5 protein-coding genes are annotated in these 17,389 nt (G+C 68.6%); all 5 read right to left on the reverse strand.

Features of this window, described 5'->3' with window-relative positions; translation table 11 throughout:
* Positions 1 to 5: 5 nt before the first annotated feature.
* Entirely contained in the window at positions 6 to 13,481 is a 13,476-nt protein-coding gene (locus AC1Q6E_RS13665) for a filamentous hemagglutinin family protein (protein ID WP_492572933.1), read from the reverse strand.
* 140 nt (positions 13,482 to 13,621) lie between these two features.
* Entirely contained in the window at positions 13,622 to 14,605 is a 984-nt protein-coding gene (locus tag AC1Q6E_RS13670; RefSeq protein ID WP_152800343.1) for a FecR domain-containing protein, read from the reverse strand.
* A 79-nt stretch (positions 14,606 to 14,684) separates the two neighbouring features.
* On the reverse strand, positions 14,685 to 15,206 hold the full coding sequence (locus tag AC1Q6E_RS13675) for an RNA polymerase sigma factor (RefSeq protein WP_152800342.1): 522 nt from the start codon (positions 15,204 to 15,206) through the stop codon (positions 14,685 to 14,687).
* Between the two features lie 11 nt (positions 15,207 to 15,217).
* Positions 15,218 to 15,937 (reverse strand): hypothetical protein, encoded by a 720-nt coding sequence (locus AC1Q6E_RS13680; protein WP_492572934.1) that lies wholly within the window; start codon positions 15,935 to 15,937, stop codon positions 15,218 to 15,220.
* A gap of 162 nt (positions 15,938 to 16,099) precedes the next feature.
* A complete protein-coding gene (locus tag AC1Q6E_RS13685; protein WP_492572935.1) occupies positions 16,100 to 17,233 on the reverse strand; it encodes a substrate-binding domain-containing protein in 1,134 nt (377 codons plus the stop codon).
* Positions 17,234 to 17,389: the final 156 nt, after the last annotated feature.

The following is a 17,389-nucleotide window of genomic DNA, read 5'->3' on the forward strand; positions in this document are numbered from 1 at the left end:
CCTGTTCATGACCTGGGCAGGGCCGGCCGCCGCCCTGCTTCCAGCCCGCGCCTTTCTTCCGGCGTCAGCATCGCGGCCTGCCCGGGACTGAGCGGGCCATGGCCGACGAATTTGAAAGCGCTGTCCGGGTCGTAGCTGGTGCGCTCGGCCGGCGTGATCGTGGGCACATGGGGCGACGAACCATCCGGCGCGGCGTCGTTGCCGAACCCCAGCACCCGCACGGTAAAGACCGACGGCAAGATCTGGCGCGACGCCGCCCGTTCGCGCTGCATCACTTCCTGCGCCGCCGTCGCCGCCTGCGAGGCCGCCGCGCTCGCATTGCTCAGCGCCGCCACGTTCACCGCCGCCACCACCGGTATCCCCACCGCCTTGCCCTGCACCTGGATGTTCTCCGCGTTCACCACCCGCAGCGCCGCCAGGTTCACGTTCCCCGAGACACGGATACCCGCCTCCCCCGCGTCGATCGTGCCCAGCGGCGCGATCAGGTCGATGTCCCCGGGAGGAACCTCCGGGATCGGATTGAGCGTCGCGATGCCCGCGCCCGTGCTCGGCGCCTGCGGCGACAGGGCCACGTTGCCCACGTCGTCGTAGACGCGGCGCTGCGGCGTGTAGACGACAGTGGTCTTGCTGCCCCGGCCGGCGTTGATGTCGCCCTGCGCCGACCAGCCCAGGATGTTGCCGCCGAAGGTGGTGAACACCCGGCTCTGGCCCATCAGGATGCTGCCCAGCGCATAGATGCTGATGTCGCCCTCGCCCTGCGTCAGCAGGCCCGATCCGGGGCCGGGGTTGAAGCCGCCATCCACCCCGACGAGGGTACGGCCACCCGGCGTCAGGATGCTGATGTCGCCGCCGAAGTTGGTATGGATGCCGGCATCGAGCACGTCGTAGAAGGCGACGCCGTAGCCCGGACTGCCGATCGCCTCCCATTCCGACTTGGGGAGGTAGGTCTTGCCCGGAGTGGGACGGTTCTTCGGAATGCCGTCGACCCACTGGTCGTAGTAGAGCGCGCTGCTGAACATGGTCAGGTCGCCCTCGTACGCCAGCTTGTTGCCCAGCGCATCCTGCTCGGGGAACAGCGTGGCGATGGCCTCGCGGCCCCGCAGATAGCTGCCGAAGCGCCGGCTGTCCGGATCGTTGTACTCCCGGCCCCCCACGCGCAGTTCCGCGTAATACACATTGCGCAGATAGGCGCGTTGCTGTGCCTCCGGTAGTTGCGCAAAGAATTCGCGCGCGTCCATGGTCGTGGCGTCGAAGTGCAGGTTCAGGCCATTACTGCCGCCAAAGCGCTCGCTCAGCCAGTTCACCAGGTGGAGACCGCCTTCGACCTTGTACTCGCGCGCCAAAGAACGATTGGCTGCATCGGTGCGGCCCGCGGCCAGCGCGGCCGCGCGCGCCACATCCAGTTCCGCCTGCTTCTGGATCAGGAATGCCTGCGCGCCGGCGTCGTCTCCGCCATAGCCGAACTCCCGCTTGAGCCACTGGGCAAGGCTCAGGCCGCCGCTATAGATGGTCAGGGCCTTGCCCGGCTGGTCGCCGAAGGGCAGCTCCAGGTCGGCCTGGTTGGCCGGATCCAGGTAGCGGTCGGCAAAGTCGTCCCACCGCGCGCCCTTGCCCAGGCCGGCCGACACCACGATGCTGGCGCCGCCGTTGCGGGTGCCCGGCGTGACGTTGACCACAGGTCCCAGGCTCTTGAACTCGCCCTGGTCCGCCAGGTAGACGTGCCGGCCGGCCGACACCTCGAGCAAGCCTGGGCCGACCACATAAAAGCTGCTGTGGCGAATGTCGCGTCCCGCTTCGACCACGGTGATATCGTCCGCATAGGCATGCGCGAACACGTTGCCTCGCATCTGCCCGTTGGGATCGTCCTTCCCCAGCGGCGTACCCGAATTGCTGATGTCGCGCCCCGCACGGATCTCGGCAGGACCGCCCGCCTCGTAGCGTGAACCTGCCCCCTCGCCCAGGGCGAAGATATGGCCGGCGCGCAGGCCGACGATGTCGCCCTGCACCGCGTAGTAGCGCGCCGATTCGCGCGCCGTCGGCAGGAAGGACGAGACATTGCCTCGCTCCACGGTGAAAAAACCCGCGCCGTTGCCGCGCCCGCCGCTGGAGGCCCAACTGGAGAGCGACCAGCCCAGCGGATCCAGGCCGGAATTGTTCGCATAGAGCGCGCCGCCCCACTCGCCGCCAAAGGGATCGGTCATGCCGCTGAAGCCGGGTTGCAGGGGATGGAACAAAGCCTGGGGATCCGCGGTGGAGGCCGAAATCGCGTACCCCCCCGCGTGGATGGAGTCCATGGCCAGCAACTGCAACTGGCCATTGCCGGTCGCCCCCCGGAACTGCGGCAGCAGCGGCGAGGGCGCCAGGGTCAGCGGCCGGGCGATCTGCTGGTAGCCGCCCGGGCGGCTCAGGTAGCCCGCCGCGCTGCTGACCCCGTAGTACAGGCTGCCGCTGGCTGCCGCGGCCCGCAGGATGGCCGGATAGACGATGTCGTACTCCGAACTCTGGTTTCGTCTGTCGGCTGGCGTGCGGCGATACTCCTGGTCGATGCCCTCCATCCAGGCGGTGGTGGGCGTCAGGTTGCCCCCGGCGCTGAACAGGTCGATCCCGGTGGCCGGGGTCCACAAGGAAAACCAGCTCCAGCCCTCATACGCGAATGCGACGCCATCGGCGCTGAAGGCGGGTCCGGTCAGCAGGCGCGTCCGGCCCGGATCGGCGGCGCCCCCCAGCACCAGGTCGCCACGCGTCTGGATCTGGGCCAGGCTGTCGCCCAGCACCAGCACCGGCCCCCCCGAGGACATGGCCACCGCGGCCTCGAAGGGGTCGCCGCTGCGCGTATCCATCTGGTCGCGCATGCCGTATTGGGCCTGGATGCCTCCCACCGCTCCCGCCTGCACGTTCAGCGCGCCGCGCAGGTTCACCAGGGTGCTGTTCAGATCGTGGTCGAAATGGCGCAACGCCGGGTTCGGGTTCAGGCTGCCCCCCACCCGCAGATCGAGGTCGCCACCGCCGGTCTGCACCAGTTCGCCCGTCGGGGTGACGCGTCCCGTGCCGCCCACCACAAGATGCAGGGCCTGGCCGCGCGGGCGGCTCGCCACGTTGGTGCGGCCCACTTCCCGGCCGGCATTGCCCCGCCCATCGATCAACCCGGCATTGCCGCCAGCTTCCACCACGAGGTTGCCACCGCCCAGCGTGCCAACGCCCGTGAAGCCGATCAGATAGGGCTGGGTCGCGTAGGGCGCGGATGCGTTCGGGTTCGGGGTAGTCTCCGAAGGCAGGTAGGTTCCGAAGTTGACCCACCAGGCGGTCAGCACCGCGTGGTCCGGATCGGGTTCGACGCTGCCGGTGCCCTGGCGCCACAGCCAGTTGCCCACACTGATGCTGTCGGGCTGGGTCCTCAGGTCGCCCAGCGGCTCGTTATACATACGCGCCCCGCCACCGCTGCCCACCACGTCGCCCTTCACGTCGCCCTGCGCGCGCAGCAGTACGTTGCCGCCCCCTTCCGGATACCAGGCGTGATACAGACTGCGGGAGCCGCCGTCGATCCAGGCCTCGAACTCGAGGCCCTCTCGCGACAACAGGCTGTCATCGGGCAGGCGGCCGCGCGGCAGGTCGTAGCGGTTGGCCCACTGGGCCAGCGCCGCGGACGGCGCGCCGGCTGTATAGACCCCGTACAGCGAGTCCATCACGAAATCCTTGCCGGCCAGCAGGTCGAGGTCGCCCGTGCCCGTGCGCAGCACGCTGAACAACTCCTGGCGCAGCGACTCCGCCTCGAGATCGTGGTCGGGCGGGATTTCCCGCACGGTGATCTCGGCAAGCGGGCCGGAGCCCCATTGGTTCATGTCGATGCCGCCGTAGGCCAGGAAAAGCTCCAGGGCCTCGCCCTCGATGGGAGCGCCCGGCACGATGTCCATCCCCAGCCAGGTCCAGTACTCCAGGTTGACCTTGGGCGACCAGCGGTACTGCGCCGGGGTACCCGTACCCGGGATCGGCGTGCGCAAGTAACCCCGGCCATAGTGGGTGTCGGCCAGGCGCAGCGTGCCCGTGCCCAGGGCGTTGACCCGCCTGGCATCGGCCGCGGCCAGGTCGGCCCCCGCCACCAGGCGCAGGTCGAAAGACTGCGAACCCGAAGGCAGCATCGGCGCCAGCGCGAACGCCCGGCCGTGGTTGCCTTCGGCATCCGGCGCCCGCAAATCGACCCACGGGGCGCCATCCGGCAGCACGACCCGCGTCATCGACGGAATCCGCGCGCCCTTCCCCAAGCTCACGTCCTCGGCCAGCGTCACCAGTGACGAGCGGTGGAAAAGGCGGGGCAGCGGCACGTCCTTGGGCCAGGTCACGGGGCCCACTGTCGTGTCGACCGTCATGCGAAAGCCCGCGCCCAGCCGCATGCCGGGCTCGAGGATGGCGGGTTCGGCCAACACCGTGCCCGCCTGGTGGAGGACCGTTCCCTTCGCATCCAGGATGGCGCCGCTCAGCACCGTCCCGGCCGGCAGCGTCAGTGGCTGTGCAAGCGGAGCGGCGACCGGCAGCACGCCGCCGGCCACCATGGTGAAGCCCGTCAGCGGCACCGCGTAGTTCAAGACATGCCGGCTTTCGAAGGTAGTGCCCGCGGCCAGCGTGACCCGCCCGCCTTCCGGCACGATGAGCTCGCCACCGAAGGGCAGCATGCCCGCGGACAGGATCCAGCCGTTGTCGTCCAGGGTCTGGCCGAGCCGGGAAGTATCGAAGCCGTCGGTGACGCTGCCGTAGACGGCCAGATCGCCTTCAGCGCGCAGCACCAGCGCCCCCGCTTCGCCCGAGCCGTAGACGCCGGTCCTCTGGGTGTGCCGGTTCAGGCTTGCATAGCGATGGCCCGACAAGTCCAGGTCGCCATCGACGTGCAGGTCGCCGTCCGGGTTCACCGCCCGGTCGCTCACGATCTCCACGCCGGGACGCAGGTGGAAGGCATCCTCGTAGCGGCTCAAGCCCTTCAAGCGGCCCCTCAGCGCGCCGTTGGCCAGCGCATTCCCGATGAAAGCCACGCTGTCGGCGTGCTTCTCGTCCAGGTAGGCCTGGTCGACCACTTGGTAACTGCGGCCATCGGCCGTCTCGTCCGTGCCGACCCGGGCATCGTCGTAGCGTTGGAAAGCATTGACAAAGATGGTCTTGGCGCCGTCGATGAGCAGCGTGCCACTGGCATCGATCGCCACGTCCCGGCCCCGCGCCCCGCCCAGGCGCGGGGCGTTCAGCGCCACCGTGCCGTAGGCCGCCGGCGCGCCTTCCACGCTCACATCCAGCCTGGCGCCGGATTCCAGCACCAGGCGGCCATCGCCCGAGTCCAGTTCGATCACGGCCCGGTTGGGCGCCTCGATGACCTGACCGTAACTGTCGCGACGCAACACCGTGGCGCTGGCGTCCAATTGCGCCGTGCCGGCGATGGTCACGCCTTCGTTGGCGGCCAAACGGATGCTGCCCGCCTGTTCGCCGCTCGCGTCCACACGGCCTGTCACTCGCAAGCTGCCGTTATCGACCGAGACATTGATTTCGCGCGCCTTGATTTCGCTGCCGATCTCCAGGCTGCCTTCCTTCAACTGGAAGCTGCGTCCGCCGAAGACTTCGCCCGCCGTCAGACGAGCGTTCAGGCCAGCGAAGTCGGCGATGTGCCGGCCGCGTATGTCCACATACCCCGACGCGTAGGGCACCGCGGTGCCGCCGGCGTCGTAGTGGCCGGTGCTGCCGCCCAGGATCTGGCCGGCCAGCTCGACCGTGCCTTCCAGGGCGGTGGCTTCGACCTTGCCGGCCCGGTTGAACCGGGCCGAGACATCGATGCCGGCGTCGGCATGCTGCAGGACGTCGCCGTGGCGGCTCGAAAGCAGGACGTCGCCGCCCCAGCTGTACTTGCTGACATCGAAGAAGCCGATCTCGCGGCCCGCCAGGTCCAGCCGGGCCCCGGACGCCAGGTTCACGTCCTCCTGGGCGGACAAGGTCAGCTTGCCGCTGGGCAGCAGCACGGCGGTGTCCAGCACCAGGTTCTTGCCGGCTTCCAGCGACAGCTCGGCTCCCAGGGCTGCGGTCGAGGCGGCGGAATCGGGCAGCGGCGCCGTCGATCCCTGCGGCGCGACGACCACGATGCTGCCGCCGGCGCGCAAGGCATTGACCGAACCCGCCGCGCCGGTCAGCAAGGGCGTGGTGATCTGCAGGTCGCCGCCCTGGTAGGTCCAGGACTTGCTGGTTTCGTCCCAGGCGCCTTGCGACTGGTACACCGACAAGGAGCCCTTGTGATTGGCGGTCACGCGTTCGCTGGCGTTCAGGCTGACCGTCGAGAAACCCAGCGCCAGGCGGTCATAGCCGGCAACGGTGTCCGGACGGCTGTTCGGCCCGAAGCCGAATTCGATCGCCTTGGCGTCGACGACGAGTCGTCCCGACCCGGTCCCGGGCCCGCCCGCCACCGGCGCCTGCGGCGCCGTGGCCGCGCCGTTCCACACCAGGGTGTCCGTCTCGATGCGGGCCACGGTCCCCGCGTCGCCATGGCCATACAGGGCCGGCGCGCCCAGCACCAGGCGCTCCAGCGCCGACTTGCCGGTGGCCGGGTCGAGGGTGCTCAGCGTCACGTCGCCATAGAAGTTGAACGCGTCGCGCGCGGTCAACACCAGGTTCTCGAGCGCGGGCGCACCCAGGCTGGTGTCGCCCCGCAGCAGGCGCTCCAATACCTGCTGGTTCAAGGTGAGGCCGGGCGGCAGGGTTTGCGCGGCCGCGGCCGCCGCCAGCGCTTGCGCGCTGCCCGCGTTGATGCCGCCCATGGCCAGCACCAGGTTGCGCGTGCCATAGCGTACCGATTCGCTCAGGATGAAAGCCTTGTCGGTCGCGGCCGTGATCGTGCCTTCCGAATAGAGCTGGGTGATGCCGGAGCAGTCCGCGCCGGCGGCGCACTCCCCGATCGAGATCGTGCCCGGGCCGAAAATGGTATCGCCGGAGGCGGGCGCCAGCATGTCCAGCCAGCCATTGGAGACGGCCACCACGCTGCGTTGGCGGGGGAGGAAGACGTAGCCGTTGCGCGAATCCCAGGAGACATTGCCCTGGCCCAAGGTATTGATGCCCGCGCCCTGTTCGATGGTGATCCCGCCCCGGGGATCGCCAGTGACCAGGAAAACCTGCGCCGCCTTCAGCACCGCGCCGTCGCGCAGGGTAATGGCGCGCGTGCCCGTCCCCGAGGTGCCGAAGTCGACCATGTTGGCGTCCTGGGTCGCATCCAATCCAAAACGCGCCGTGGGCAACGCGCCCACGCCCAGGGTGGACGCCCCGATTCCGTTCAACACACCGGCGTGGACCGAGGTGCCCTCGAAGCCTTCCGTCGGCGCCTGGCCATCGGCCAGGATCTCGATCCGCTCACCCTCCAGCTTCAGGCTGCCGCCATACCCCCCCTTGGCGGGGGCGAAGCGAACGGCGCCGGCCGCCACTTCCAGGGCGTTTTCGCCATCCACGCCCTTGCCCGGCGCCAATGCCAGGATCTTGGCATCGTGCTCCAGCAGCGGGCGCGGCACGCCGTCGCGGCTGGCCCAGTTCAGCGCGAACTCGGCATAGCTGATTTCGTTGTAGTTCGAATACCGGCGCAGGGTATCGGCCGGCGTCAGGACGGCCGGCGTCGACAGGCCGTCGATCAGGGACGTGCCCGCATAGCCCAGGCGGACCGGCGCGGTGAACGAGCCGTTGCGCATGGGGCTGGCCTCCCCAGGCGCGGCCGTGCTGGCCGCCAGCCCGTTGAGCTCCACCCGGAACGCTCCCGGCATCAGCGCATAGGTGGAGGGCAGCAAGGTATAGGTACCGGCGGGCAGCCCCGGCACGCCCTGCCCGATCACGACCTGCCGGCCGATCAGCGGATCCCCCGCTCCGGCTTCCGCGGCCACGGGGGCCTGGCCCGCCTGCGCGCCCGGCACGATGGCGTAGACCGGATTGGTCGCCAGGCCCGGCAGCACGAAGCCAGCGCGGGCGCTCTGCACCAAGGGGTTCAGGCGCGCATCGGTCGAGCCGCCGCGTCCCGTCAGGAACGCGGCGCCACGCAGTTCCCCGCCGCCCGACAAGTCGAGCACCGCGCCCTCCTGCACATCGATGCGCCGGGCGGCCAGACCGACCTGCCCGACGCGACCGGACCCGACGCCATCGTAGGCAACGTCGACGCCGTCGTAGAGATAGGTCAGGCCATCGATGGACCCGCCATAGGGCATGACCAGGCCGGCGGCGCTGACCGAGGTCAGGCTGCCCGGCAGCAGATCCAGGCGCTGCACGGCATCGCCGCCAAGGCTGATCTGCCCCAGCGGCGCACGCAGCACGCCGCCCTGTTCGATGTGGGCGGCGCCCAGCGTCAGCCAGCCGAAGACGGAATAAGGAACCGCGGCCTGCGCATCGCCGATGCGCTCGATCTTCAAGCTGCGCCCAGGGTCGAAGCCTGTAGTCCCTTGGCCCACCCAGATCTCCGCACGGGCATGGGTGGCCGGATAGATCTGGCTGGCCGCCAGGAGCAGGTCGCCCGGCACGTTGAGCTTGCTGCGGTCGGCAGCCCGGGACTTCAGGAAACGCAGGTCGCCCTGGCTGCGCAGCGTGGTGTGGTCGAAGGCGTCCCGCTCGACCGCCCGCGACTCGCCCGATGCCTGCGTGATCGAACCGCGCGTGCCGAAGCGCACGTTCTCGATCACATCGATCAGGTAGCCGTCGATCGTCAGCGCGGAACCCGGCAGGATCCCAGGCGACACGCTGCCCTGGGGAAAGGGCATGACGTGGTAGTCCAGTTGGTTGCGCGTGGCGCCGGCCAGGCGCACATAGGGTGCGGACAACCGGACCTGCGCGCCGGGCTCGCTGCCTTCCCGCAGGCCGATGAACCCGGCCGCCAGACGCAGTCCCAGGCCCAGGTCGAGCTCCAGCCCGCCTTCCAGGCTCAGGACGCCATTGACCAGGGTGGACAAGGTGTCGAAGCCGCCCGCCCGGATCGCGTCCGCGCCCAGGCGGCCGTGGCCATAGACCAGCGCGGCGTCGGCCTGCCCGGGCCGCGAGTCGGCTAGCAGGGTTTCAGGAGACTGCTCGCGCACCAGGTGCAGTTCGCGCAGCGCGCGCACCGCGTCGTCCGGATTCTCGGCATTGGCATAGTTCGGCGACTCCAGGGCCACGGCGAGCGTGCCGCCCACGGCGCCGGCACCACCGGCCGCGGCGCGCAGCGTGCCGTCCAGGTACAAGCCATTCTGGCTGCCCAGGTAGATCAGGCCGCCATTGGAGGCGAGCGGCGTATCACGCCGGCCTTCGATGTCGACGGTTGCGGCGCTGCCCGAGGCGTTGAGCTCGGCGCCCGGCCGCAGGATCACGAAAGCGTCCGCCACCTCGGCCACGGTGGCATCGCGACCATAAGTGCCGCCAAGCTCGATGCGGCCGCCATCATCGACAAACCCGTAGCGCAGGCCCTTGGCGTCGCGCGCCACGTAGGCCTGGCCCGACACATCCAGCACAGCTTCGGATCCGATCCAGATCGAGCGGGCATGGCGCTGGGCCAGGCCCGCTTGCCTGAACCCGGCGGGGAGGACCTCGATGGCGCCGCCGTGGGCTTCCAGGCGTCCATCGACCCGGATCTGCCCGTTGGAAAGCAGACGGATCGTCTGGCGCGGGTCCACGCGCAGGGTGGCACCCCGGCCTATGCTCAAGCTGGCGACTTGCCCGATGCCACGCTCGCCGGCCAGCAGTTCCAGGCTGGCTCCAGCGCGCCGCGTCAGGCGGGCCCGGGCAGGGTCATCCAGCGTCAAGTCCGGAAGCCAGACCGCCAAGGCGTCGGCCGGCTCGGCGCCTGAAGCCACCTCGCGCCCCGACTGGGAGTCAAAACGGAGCACCGGCATCGAGACGTCGACCACCGCCTGCTCCGCCACCGCCACGCCCCCCATGCCTTGCACCGCGTAGCGCGAAAAACCCAACTGGAAAGTGTCGGCATCCAGATGCATGGGCGTGCGTACCGCCACCGACTGCGGCAGGCGGCTGCCCGCGGCGAGCACGGTACCCGGCACAAAAACGGCGTCGACCGGCGACACGGCGCCCGCTTTGTAGACGCCCATCGACGGTGCCACGGCCATGCCCTGGGGAAATACCGAAGCGGGAACGACCCAGCTCGTGGGGAAGTAATTCGGGCCGGAAATCGCGACAATGACCGTCCCGGCCTCGATGGGCGCCGGATTGAGCCATGAATAAACCACGATCCGGCGGCCATCCTGCGTCTGGATCGTGTAGCTCGAACTTCCCGTCGCCCGCGGCGGCGTCCAGGTGGTGGCCAGGGTCAGCCAACTGCCCGGGTCGCCCGCTTCCACACGTGGCGCCGAACCCAGGACCTCACCCGCCGCGGCATGCGTGCGGGTGTACTGGTAATCCAGCGGCAGGACCGCGCCGGCCGCGATCGTGAAGGCCTCGTCCGTGACCAGGTCCACCAGCGACGTCTCGCCCTCGCGCAGGACGCCGTCGCTGCCCTGTACCTGACCGCCGATCACGATCGCCTCTCCGGACCGCAGCGACAAACGCCCCCCTCCCTTGACGCCGTGTCCGCGGATCTCGCCCTCCAGCACCAGCTTCCCCGCCGCCGCACCCGAGGCCGTATAGGCATTCGCATGCAGGGACACGCTGCCGCCGCGTCCGCCGGACAGCGTCCTGCCATCGGCCTTGAGTGCCGCGCCCGAGGACACGTCCACCAGGCTGCCCGCCTCCAGCAACACATCGCCAGAGCTGGCCAGCAAGATCTGCCCGCCATCCACATAAGGCATTGCGCCCGCGGAAGTCTTGTCCTGCCACAGGTTGGTCCACATGCCCCGGGCATCCAGGGTCACGCCTTCGCCGATGAGGGTACGCGCCTCGTAAGCCTGGGGCGGAGCGGACGCAATCGGCGCCTCCACCCATCCGCCATTCGCGCCCGTCTGGCGGTTGACCATGTTGCCCAGCGCGATACTGCCGCCCCGCGCCGTCAGGTCGGCCAGCACGTCCACCTGGGTCGCATGCAGCCCGATCTCGCCGCCCGGCGCGACGCCCACCGCCTCGCGCACCGCTATGCCGCCGGAGGCGTAGACCTTCAGGCCGCCAAGCGCCAGGCTGTCCAGCCACGCGGCCTCGAGCCCGATGCCCGAGTCCGGCGCGGTGCCGTCGCCGATCACCACACGTTCGACCACGGCGTCCGGGCTGTACCGCAGGTCACGGGTTTCCTTGTCGTAGACCGGCCGCAGATTGCCCACGATCAATTCGGCCCGCCGCGCGGCCGCCGTCTGCGCCTGGCGATACCCGTCCAGGCCAGACTCGCGCGCGCGCACCTGGCGATCGCCCTGGTAGGTACTGGTCTCGATGTCGCCCTGCAGCGTCGCCGCAGCCGTCGCCACCACCAGTCGGCCGCCATCGCGGCCCACCGTATAGCCATTTTCCAGGCGCCGCAGCGGCGCGATGATCGGGTTGTAGAAACTCTCTTTCGCCGCATCGCCCCAGCGCGAAGCGTCGGTCTCGAAACCCCGGTACAGGCCGGTGTACAGCAAGTCGCCCGGCGCGGTGGAGGCCGCGTACAGATTGCCGTCCGAACCCTTCAGCCAGGTCCGGTTGACCCATCCTGTCTGCACGTCCAGGGTTCCCCCCGACAGATTGATGCGCGACCCGCGCTGCGTGATCACGTCCGCGCCGCTGAACTTCACCGTGCCGCCCTGGGCCGACCACTCGCCTATGCCATGGCCGGTGATGCCCAGGTAGCCCCCCACCTCCAGCAGGCCGCCCGCCGTGTACCAGCGGTCGCCCTCGTAGCCGTTGGTGCCGGCGCGCACCAGGACCAGATCGCGGCGATCGAGCCAGATCTCGCTGTTGCGCAGCTTGTCGCCGTCGCGATTCACCGGGGTGTCGCGCTGCTCGAAGCCTTGCACGTTGATCAATACGTTGTTCGCCTCCATGGCGATGCGTACCCCCACGTGGCCGGACACGTCGATATCCGCCCCGTCGCGCACCTGCGTACCGCCCGCCGCCTCGACGTAGACCTGGCCGCCGGTGGCCAGGGTCAGGCTGCCGCGCTCGAAACCGACGGTGCCGCCGCTGTCGATGCGCACCAGCGACTGGTCGCGGCGGTCCGCGATCTCGCCCTTCTCCTGCACCAGGGCTTCGCGCTGCACATCCAGCGCCGTGGTCGCGCTCTCGTCGAGCAGGATGCTGGTCACGCTGCCTTCACCCAGCACCACACTGCCCTCGGCATGCTCCGCGCCGCTGCGCAGGTGCACCGTGCCCCGCGTGTGCACCGAGGTGGTCGACACGACGACCCCGTCCTGGCGCACCTCCTTGCCCACCAGGCTGACGTCTCCGGTCCTGGCCTGCACCAGGCCCCGGTTCACCACCCTGCCAGCCCCTCCTTGCTGCGCCGACAGCGCCTGCACTACCTGGCCCCGCGTCGTGGAGCCCTGGTTCGCGTCGGTGCCCATGCCCTTCTTGATCACGAAGGCATCGCCCGCCGCCATCACCGTCTGGCCGCCGTCGGTCGTGATCTGGCCCGCGTTGTGCACCTCGCCGCCCAGCAGCAGCACATAGCCGCCGCCTTCGGTCACCGTCTGCGGAACGTGCGTGGCGATCCGTGCCCCCCGCTCCACCACCACCTGTCCCGTCGCCGCGCCATGGCTGTTGCTGCTGGCCGTCGTCTCCAGGTCATTGGCGAAGGTCGGGATATGCCCGCTACCCTGCCCCTCGCTGTACAGCCCCTTCTTGAACTGGCTGTCGGTCATCCCCGCCGCGGCCGCCGCCAGGTTGCGCACGTTCACCTGGCTCGACCCGCTGAACACGATCCCGTTGCGGTTCACGATCATCACCGTCCCGGGCGCCTCGATCTGGCCCTCGATCTGGCTCGGACGCGCCCGCGGATCGTTCACCCGGTTCAGCACCGACCAGCTCGCCTGCTGGTCGAACGCCACCGTCGTCTCCTTGCCGACGTTGAACGTCTCCCAGTTCAGGATCGCCTTGTCCGCCGTCTGCTCGATCGTCACCTTCGTCTTGCCGCCCGATGCCGTCTGCACCGGATCTCTGGCGTTGACCCAGCCCGCCGTCAGGCTGTTCGTGTCCACCTTCAGACCGCCCTCGCCCAGGCCATCCGGCACCGACGTTCCGTTCGCCAGCGCCGCCTCCCGCGCCGCCTTCTGCAAGGCCTGCTGCGCCGCGATCGCCTGCGCCGCCAGGTTCAGGTTGTTGATCGAGGTCTGCAGCTTCTGCCGCGCCGCCGCCGACTGCTGCTCGGGCGCCGTCAACGACGAAGCCGGCAAGCCATTGGGCAGCCGCCCCGTCGCCGCCGCGGTGCCCTGCGCCGCCCCCTTCGCCGCGAACCATGCCGGACTGAACGCATGCTGCGCATGCGCACTGCCGGCCGCGCCTCCCGCCGCCAAGGCCAGCGCGATGGCATGGGTCAACGGCGATCGACGCAGCCTGGCCTGGTGGTTGCGAAGGTAATTGAAGGTGCCTGCGCGGCGTTCATGAGTGCCCATCTGATCCCCAGCGATGATTCGAGTCGTCTCGCTCCCCATGCGCCGGAAAGCGCCATGCGAGCCTCACTGGATTGACGGATCCTGGCGGCAAAACCCACTAGACTTTCTTTTGTCATGTGCGGGCGGAGCCGAGCGGCCTTTCAGCTGAGAATCAGCACTCCGCCGGGCAGGGACTGCGACCGCAGCCCGTACGAACGCTGGATCTGCAGCAACACCGTGTCGAGCGAGGCGATCGAGAACCGGCCGCTTACTTCGCGATCACGCAAGGCATCCGCCCACAACACCACCTTGCCGGAGCGATAGCGATTGATTTCGTCGATCACCCTGGACAGCGGCGCCTTCCTGAAAACCAGCAGGCCTTGCCGCCAGGCCGACCACTCCTCGGGATTCACGGTGGCCACGTCCCGTACCGCGGCATCGTCATAGGACAGTTGCTGCCCTCCCGCGAGTTGGCGCACGCCCCGGGGATGCTCCACCCGGACCAGGCCTTCGATGCAGGTGACGCAGCTCGACCCGTCCAGATGGCGCACGATGAACCCACCCGCTTCCCCAATGACGTGGCCCGCCCCCGCCACGACTTCGAATGGCGTGGAAGACGCCGGCAGGTCCACGGCCGCCTCCCCCTGGATCAGCCGCACGCCCCGCATCCGGCCATCGACTTCATACCGGTTCAACGCCGTACGGGTATTCAGTTCGACCCGCGCCTGATCCGTAAAATCGAGCCGGCGCTGTTCGCCGGTGCCGGTCCGATAATCGGCTCCCCACTCCCCGACGCCGGGCCACAGCGACAGCGGCGCGACCGCCGCCACGCCGGCCGCCCCCGCGGCGCCCAGGGCCGCGCCCAGGAAAGCACGGCGTCGCCATGCCCGATCCGCCGGCGCGGCGGGAACCGCTCCCAGGCCGGCCGAGACCAGCCGCGCGGCCGCAGGATCGAGCATGTTCCATACCCGCCGGGCCTCTGCGAAGGCCTGACCATGCGCCGGACTGCTGCCACGCCAACGGCGGAATCCGTCCACGTCGAGTTGCGTGGCTTCGCCCGAAGTCAGGCGGCGCAACCAGGCCTGCGCCTCCCGCTGTATGCGCGAGGCGTCGCCGTACGCGTCCCGCTCCGTCGAAGTCTTCATCGCCCCGCCTCTGCCGCGTGGCCGTCCATGGGTGTGCCGCCTACATGAACGACGGATCGGCACGGCAAAAACCACATCCTCATTTTCCCTGCCTCGTCCGGTCCACCCGCGCGGCGCAGAAATCGTGGGCCTTCTTCAATTCCTGTTCGACCGTGCGCAGCGACACCCCCAGGCGTTCAGCCACTTCCCGCTGCGGCACGTGCTCCCATCGCACCATCACAAGGATCTGGCGCCGCCGCTCGGGAAGCTTCTCGATGGCCGCCATGAGCGTGTCCAGCTCGCGGCGGGCGGTCAACGCATCCGGCGGCTGGGGAGCCGGGTCCGGCTGTTCGGCCAGCAACGCTTCGATCTCGCTCCCGGACACCAGCCGGCTCTGATTGCGCTGCCGGTCGTACGCGACATTGACCGCGGTCCTCAGCAGGTAGGCGAACGGTTCTCTCACGCCCTCGGCATCGTCCCGGCTTTCCAGCTTCAGCCACGTATCCTGCAACGCGTCGCCGGCCAGGTCGGCGCACCCCAGCCGGCGCGTCAACGTACGCTTCAGGTCGGCGTAGCGGGAGACCAGGAAACTCCTGAGCGCGGGAATCGTGGCATCGGGCATCGCGCGACCGCTCAGCGGCCGGCGGGGCAGAACGCCCGCCCGCTCTCGCCCTGGATCACCAGGGTGATGGGCTGCTCCATGTGCGCCGGAGGCGGTCGATCCAGCCTGACGCCGTGCAGCGCCGCGATGATCGCTGCATCGCGTCCACCGTCACCGGTCGTATGCAGCAGCCAGGCTTCGACGATACGTCCCGCCGGGTCGATGCCGAACTGCACGGCGGCGCGATAATCTCCCCGCGCCAAGCGGGGATCGGCACAGAAAGTTTCCCGGATGCGCGTCTGGGCCAGGCCATCGTAGCGCCGGAAAACCAGCCCCGGCGAGGCCGGCGGCGCTGACGGTTCGCCGCGCGGCGCAGCGCCGCTCGACGGAGGGTCGGGCAGGATCACGAACGCCTCGCGCTGCCCCGCGCCCGCGCTTTGCGGATGCAAACCCGTGGATTCCAGCATGCGCCCCAACGCTTCCCGTGGCGTGTACGAGCCGGCCACCGGCGACGACCAGCGGCCCTGCACCAGGACCGCGTCAAAAAACACCGGCAGGCCGGTCGCCTGCCCATACCGCTCCAGCGCGGCCGCCAGGGGCTGGCGCGGAAGATCGAACCGCATCGCCGTATTCGCCACGCTGCGGGCGACATCCGGAGCGTTCGCCTGGCCGGCCCAGGCACATTGCGCGGGCAGTCCCACTATGCACCCCGCCAGCACGCAGAAGCCGACGGTTGCCGCCGAGATTGCCATAAGGTTTTCATCAATGCGCTCGAAAAGGACACGGCCGGCGCCAATCCGCCGGCACGGCCCGATGAATCGAGAAGATCGAGGCGCATGCTATCCATGCCGCGTGACCGTCGCGTGACAACCGGGACGGTCAGCGCCGGCAATGATCAGAACAGCGATCAACGCCTATGGATGGCCGACACTGCTGCAAACCGCGGAATTTCCAATAGCCAGACCGTTGGATGAAGGCGGGAGAAAGGTTTGTTGGATGGCAACCTTCCAGAGATTGGGCAGCTCAACGAAGTGGTGCGACGAGATCTTCTGAGCATACGGCCTCGCACCGCTGTATAGCCTGGCCAGAAATGACCGGATGGCCAACCCCTTCGATCCGACTCCGAATCCGCCGTCGTAACACTGAGCAACCAGCAAGTTCGTGGTGCCGTATATGGGATAGCCAGTGCCCGGCGTGGATGATGAGAAGGATGGGATCCAGTTCATTGGATCCTGGGCAGCGGTTCCTACGGGAGGGGTGGAAATACCGAGCAGGTTAAGCGTGGAGGGAAGAAACCCGTCCACCTTGGCAACCTTTGCAGGGTCATCTGGCGGAAAACCGTATGCCGGCCCAAGATAGCCGAAGCTGCCATTTGCGCTGGCCGCGGCTGACATGTCTTCTTCGCTGGCCACTCCCTGCCAATGATTGGGAATACCGTTCGCCATGGCGCCTCCGACCATGGCTGCAAACGAATCGGATATCAGGAATCCGTCTCCGCTGCACGTGTCAGACAGAAATTTCGACAGTATTTCGGTGCTGCCGCTCCGATCCGACCGATAGGCCACACGAATGAGTTGGGGGTCGCCATTTCCAAGGATTTGCCCCCAAGTCTGAACGCGCCCGGCGAAAATATCGCATACCTGGGCGCGGGCCAGGCTGAGCTCAGGCAGATTCAGCTTGGTGTACCCCAGCACGATCGGCGTGATAAGCGCGGGAAGCTGAATCAACGGCCCCCAGGTTCCAAGATTCTTTTGGTTATAGTCGGCAAATTCCACCATCTTGAGGACCGAATCGCTGCCCGCGAAGGACACGGTGTCCGAACTGAACTTGTCCAGGAAGCGCCTCTTGCCCTCTCCACTTCCTCCCCCTTCGTAGTCCCATGCTCCCACGACACCGTCGATGCCATTTGAACTGAAGATGTCGTTGTAGAGAGACTGCGGCAAAGTCGCTCCGGCCCCAAGAACGACTTGCGCCGATACAGTGCCAGCGCAAGCCATGGCGGCAGCGGTCAATATGAAACGTGAGATTCGCAGTGTCGTTTTCGTCATTGATAACTCCCTCAGCTCTTGAACTCACCGGTTATTGCTCTTCATGCTCAACGACAGCGCATCGACTCATGGGGACCCGGCGCACTGCGGTTGGCCGCGCATTTCTCGCCCATGCGACCATGCCCTCGACAGGTGGCAGCCTCATGAACCAAATTG

It is taken from the genome of Pigmentiphaga sp. MLSB6-MA01, assembly GCF_058793475.1.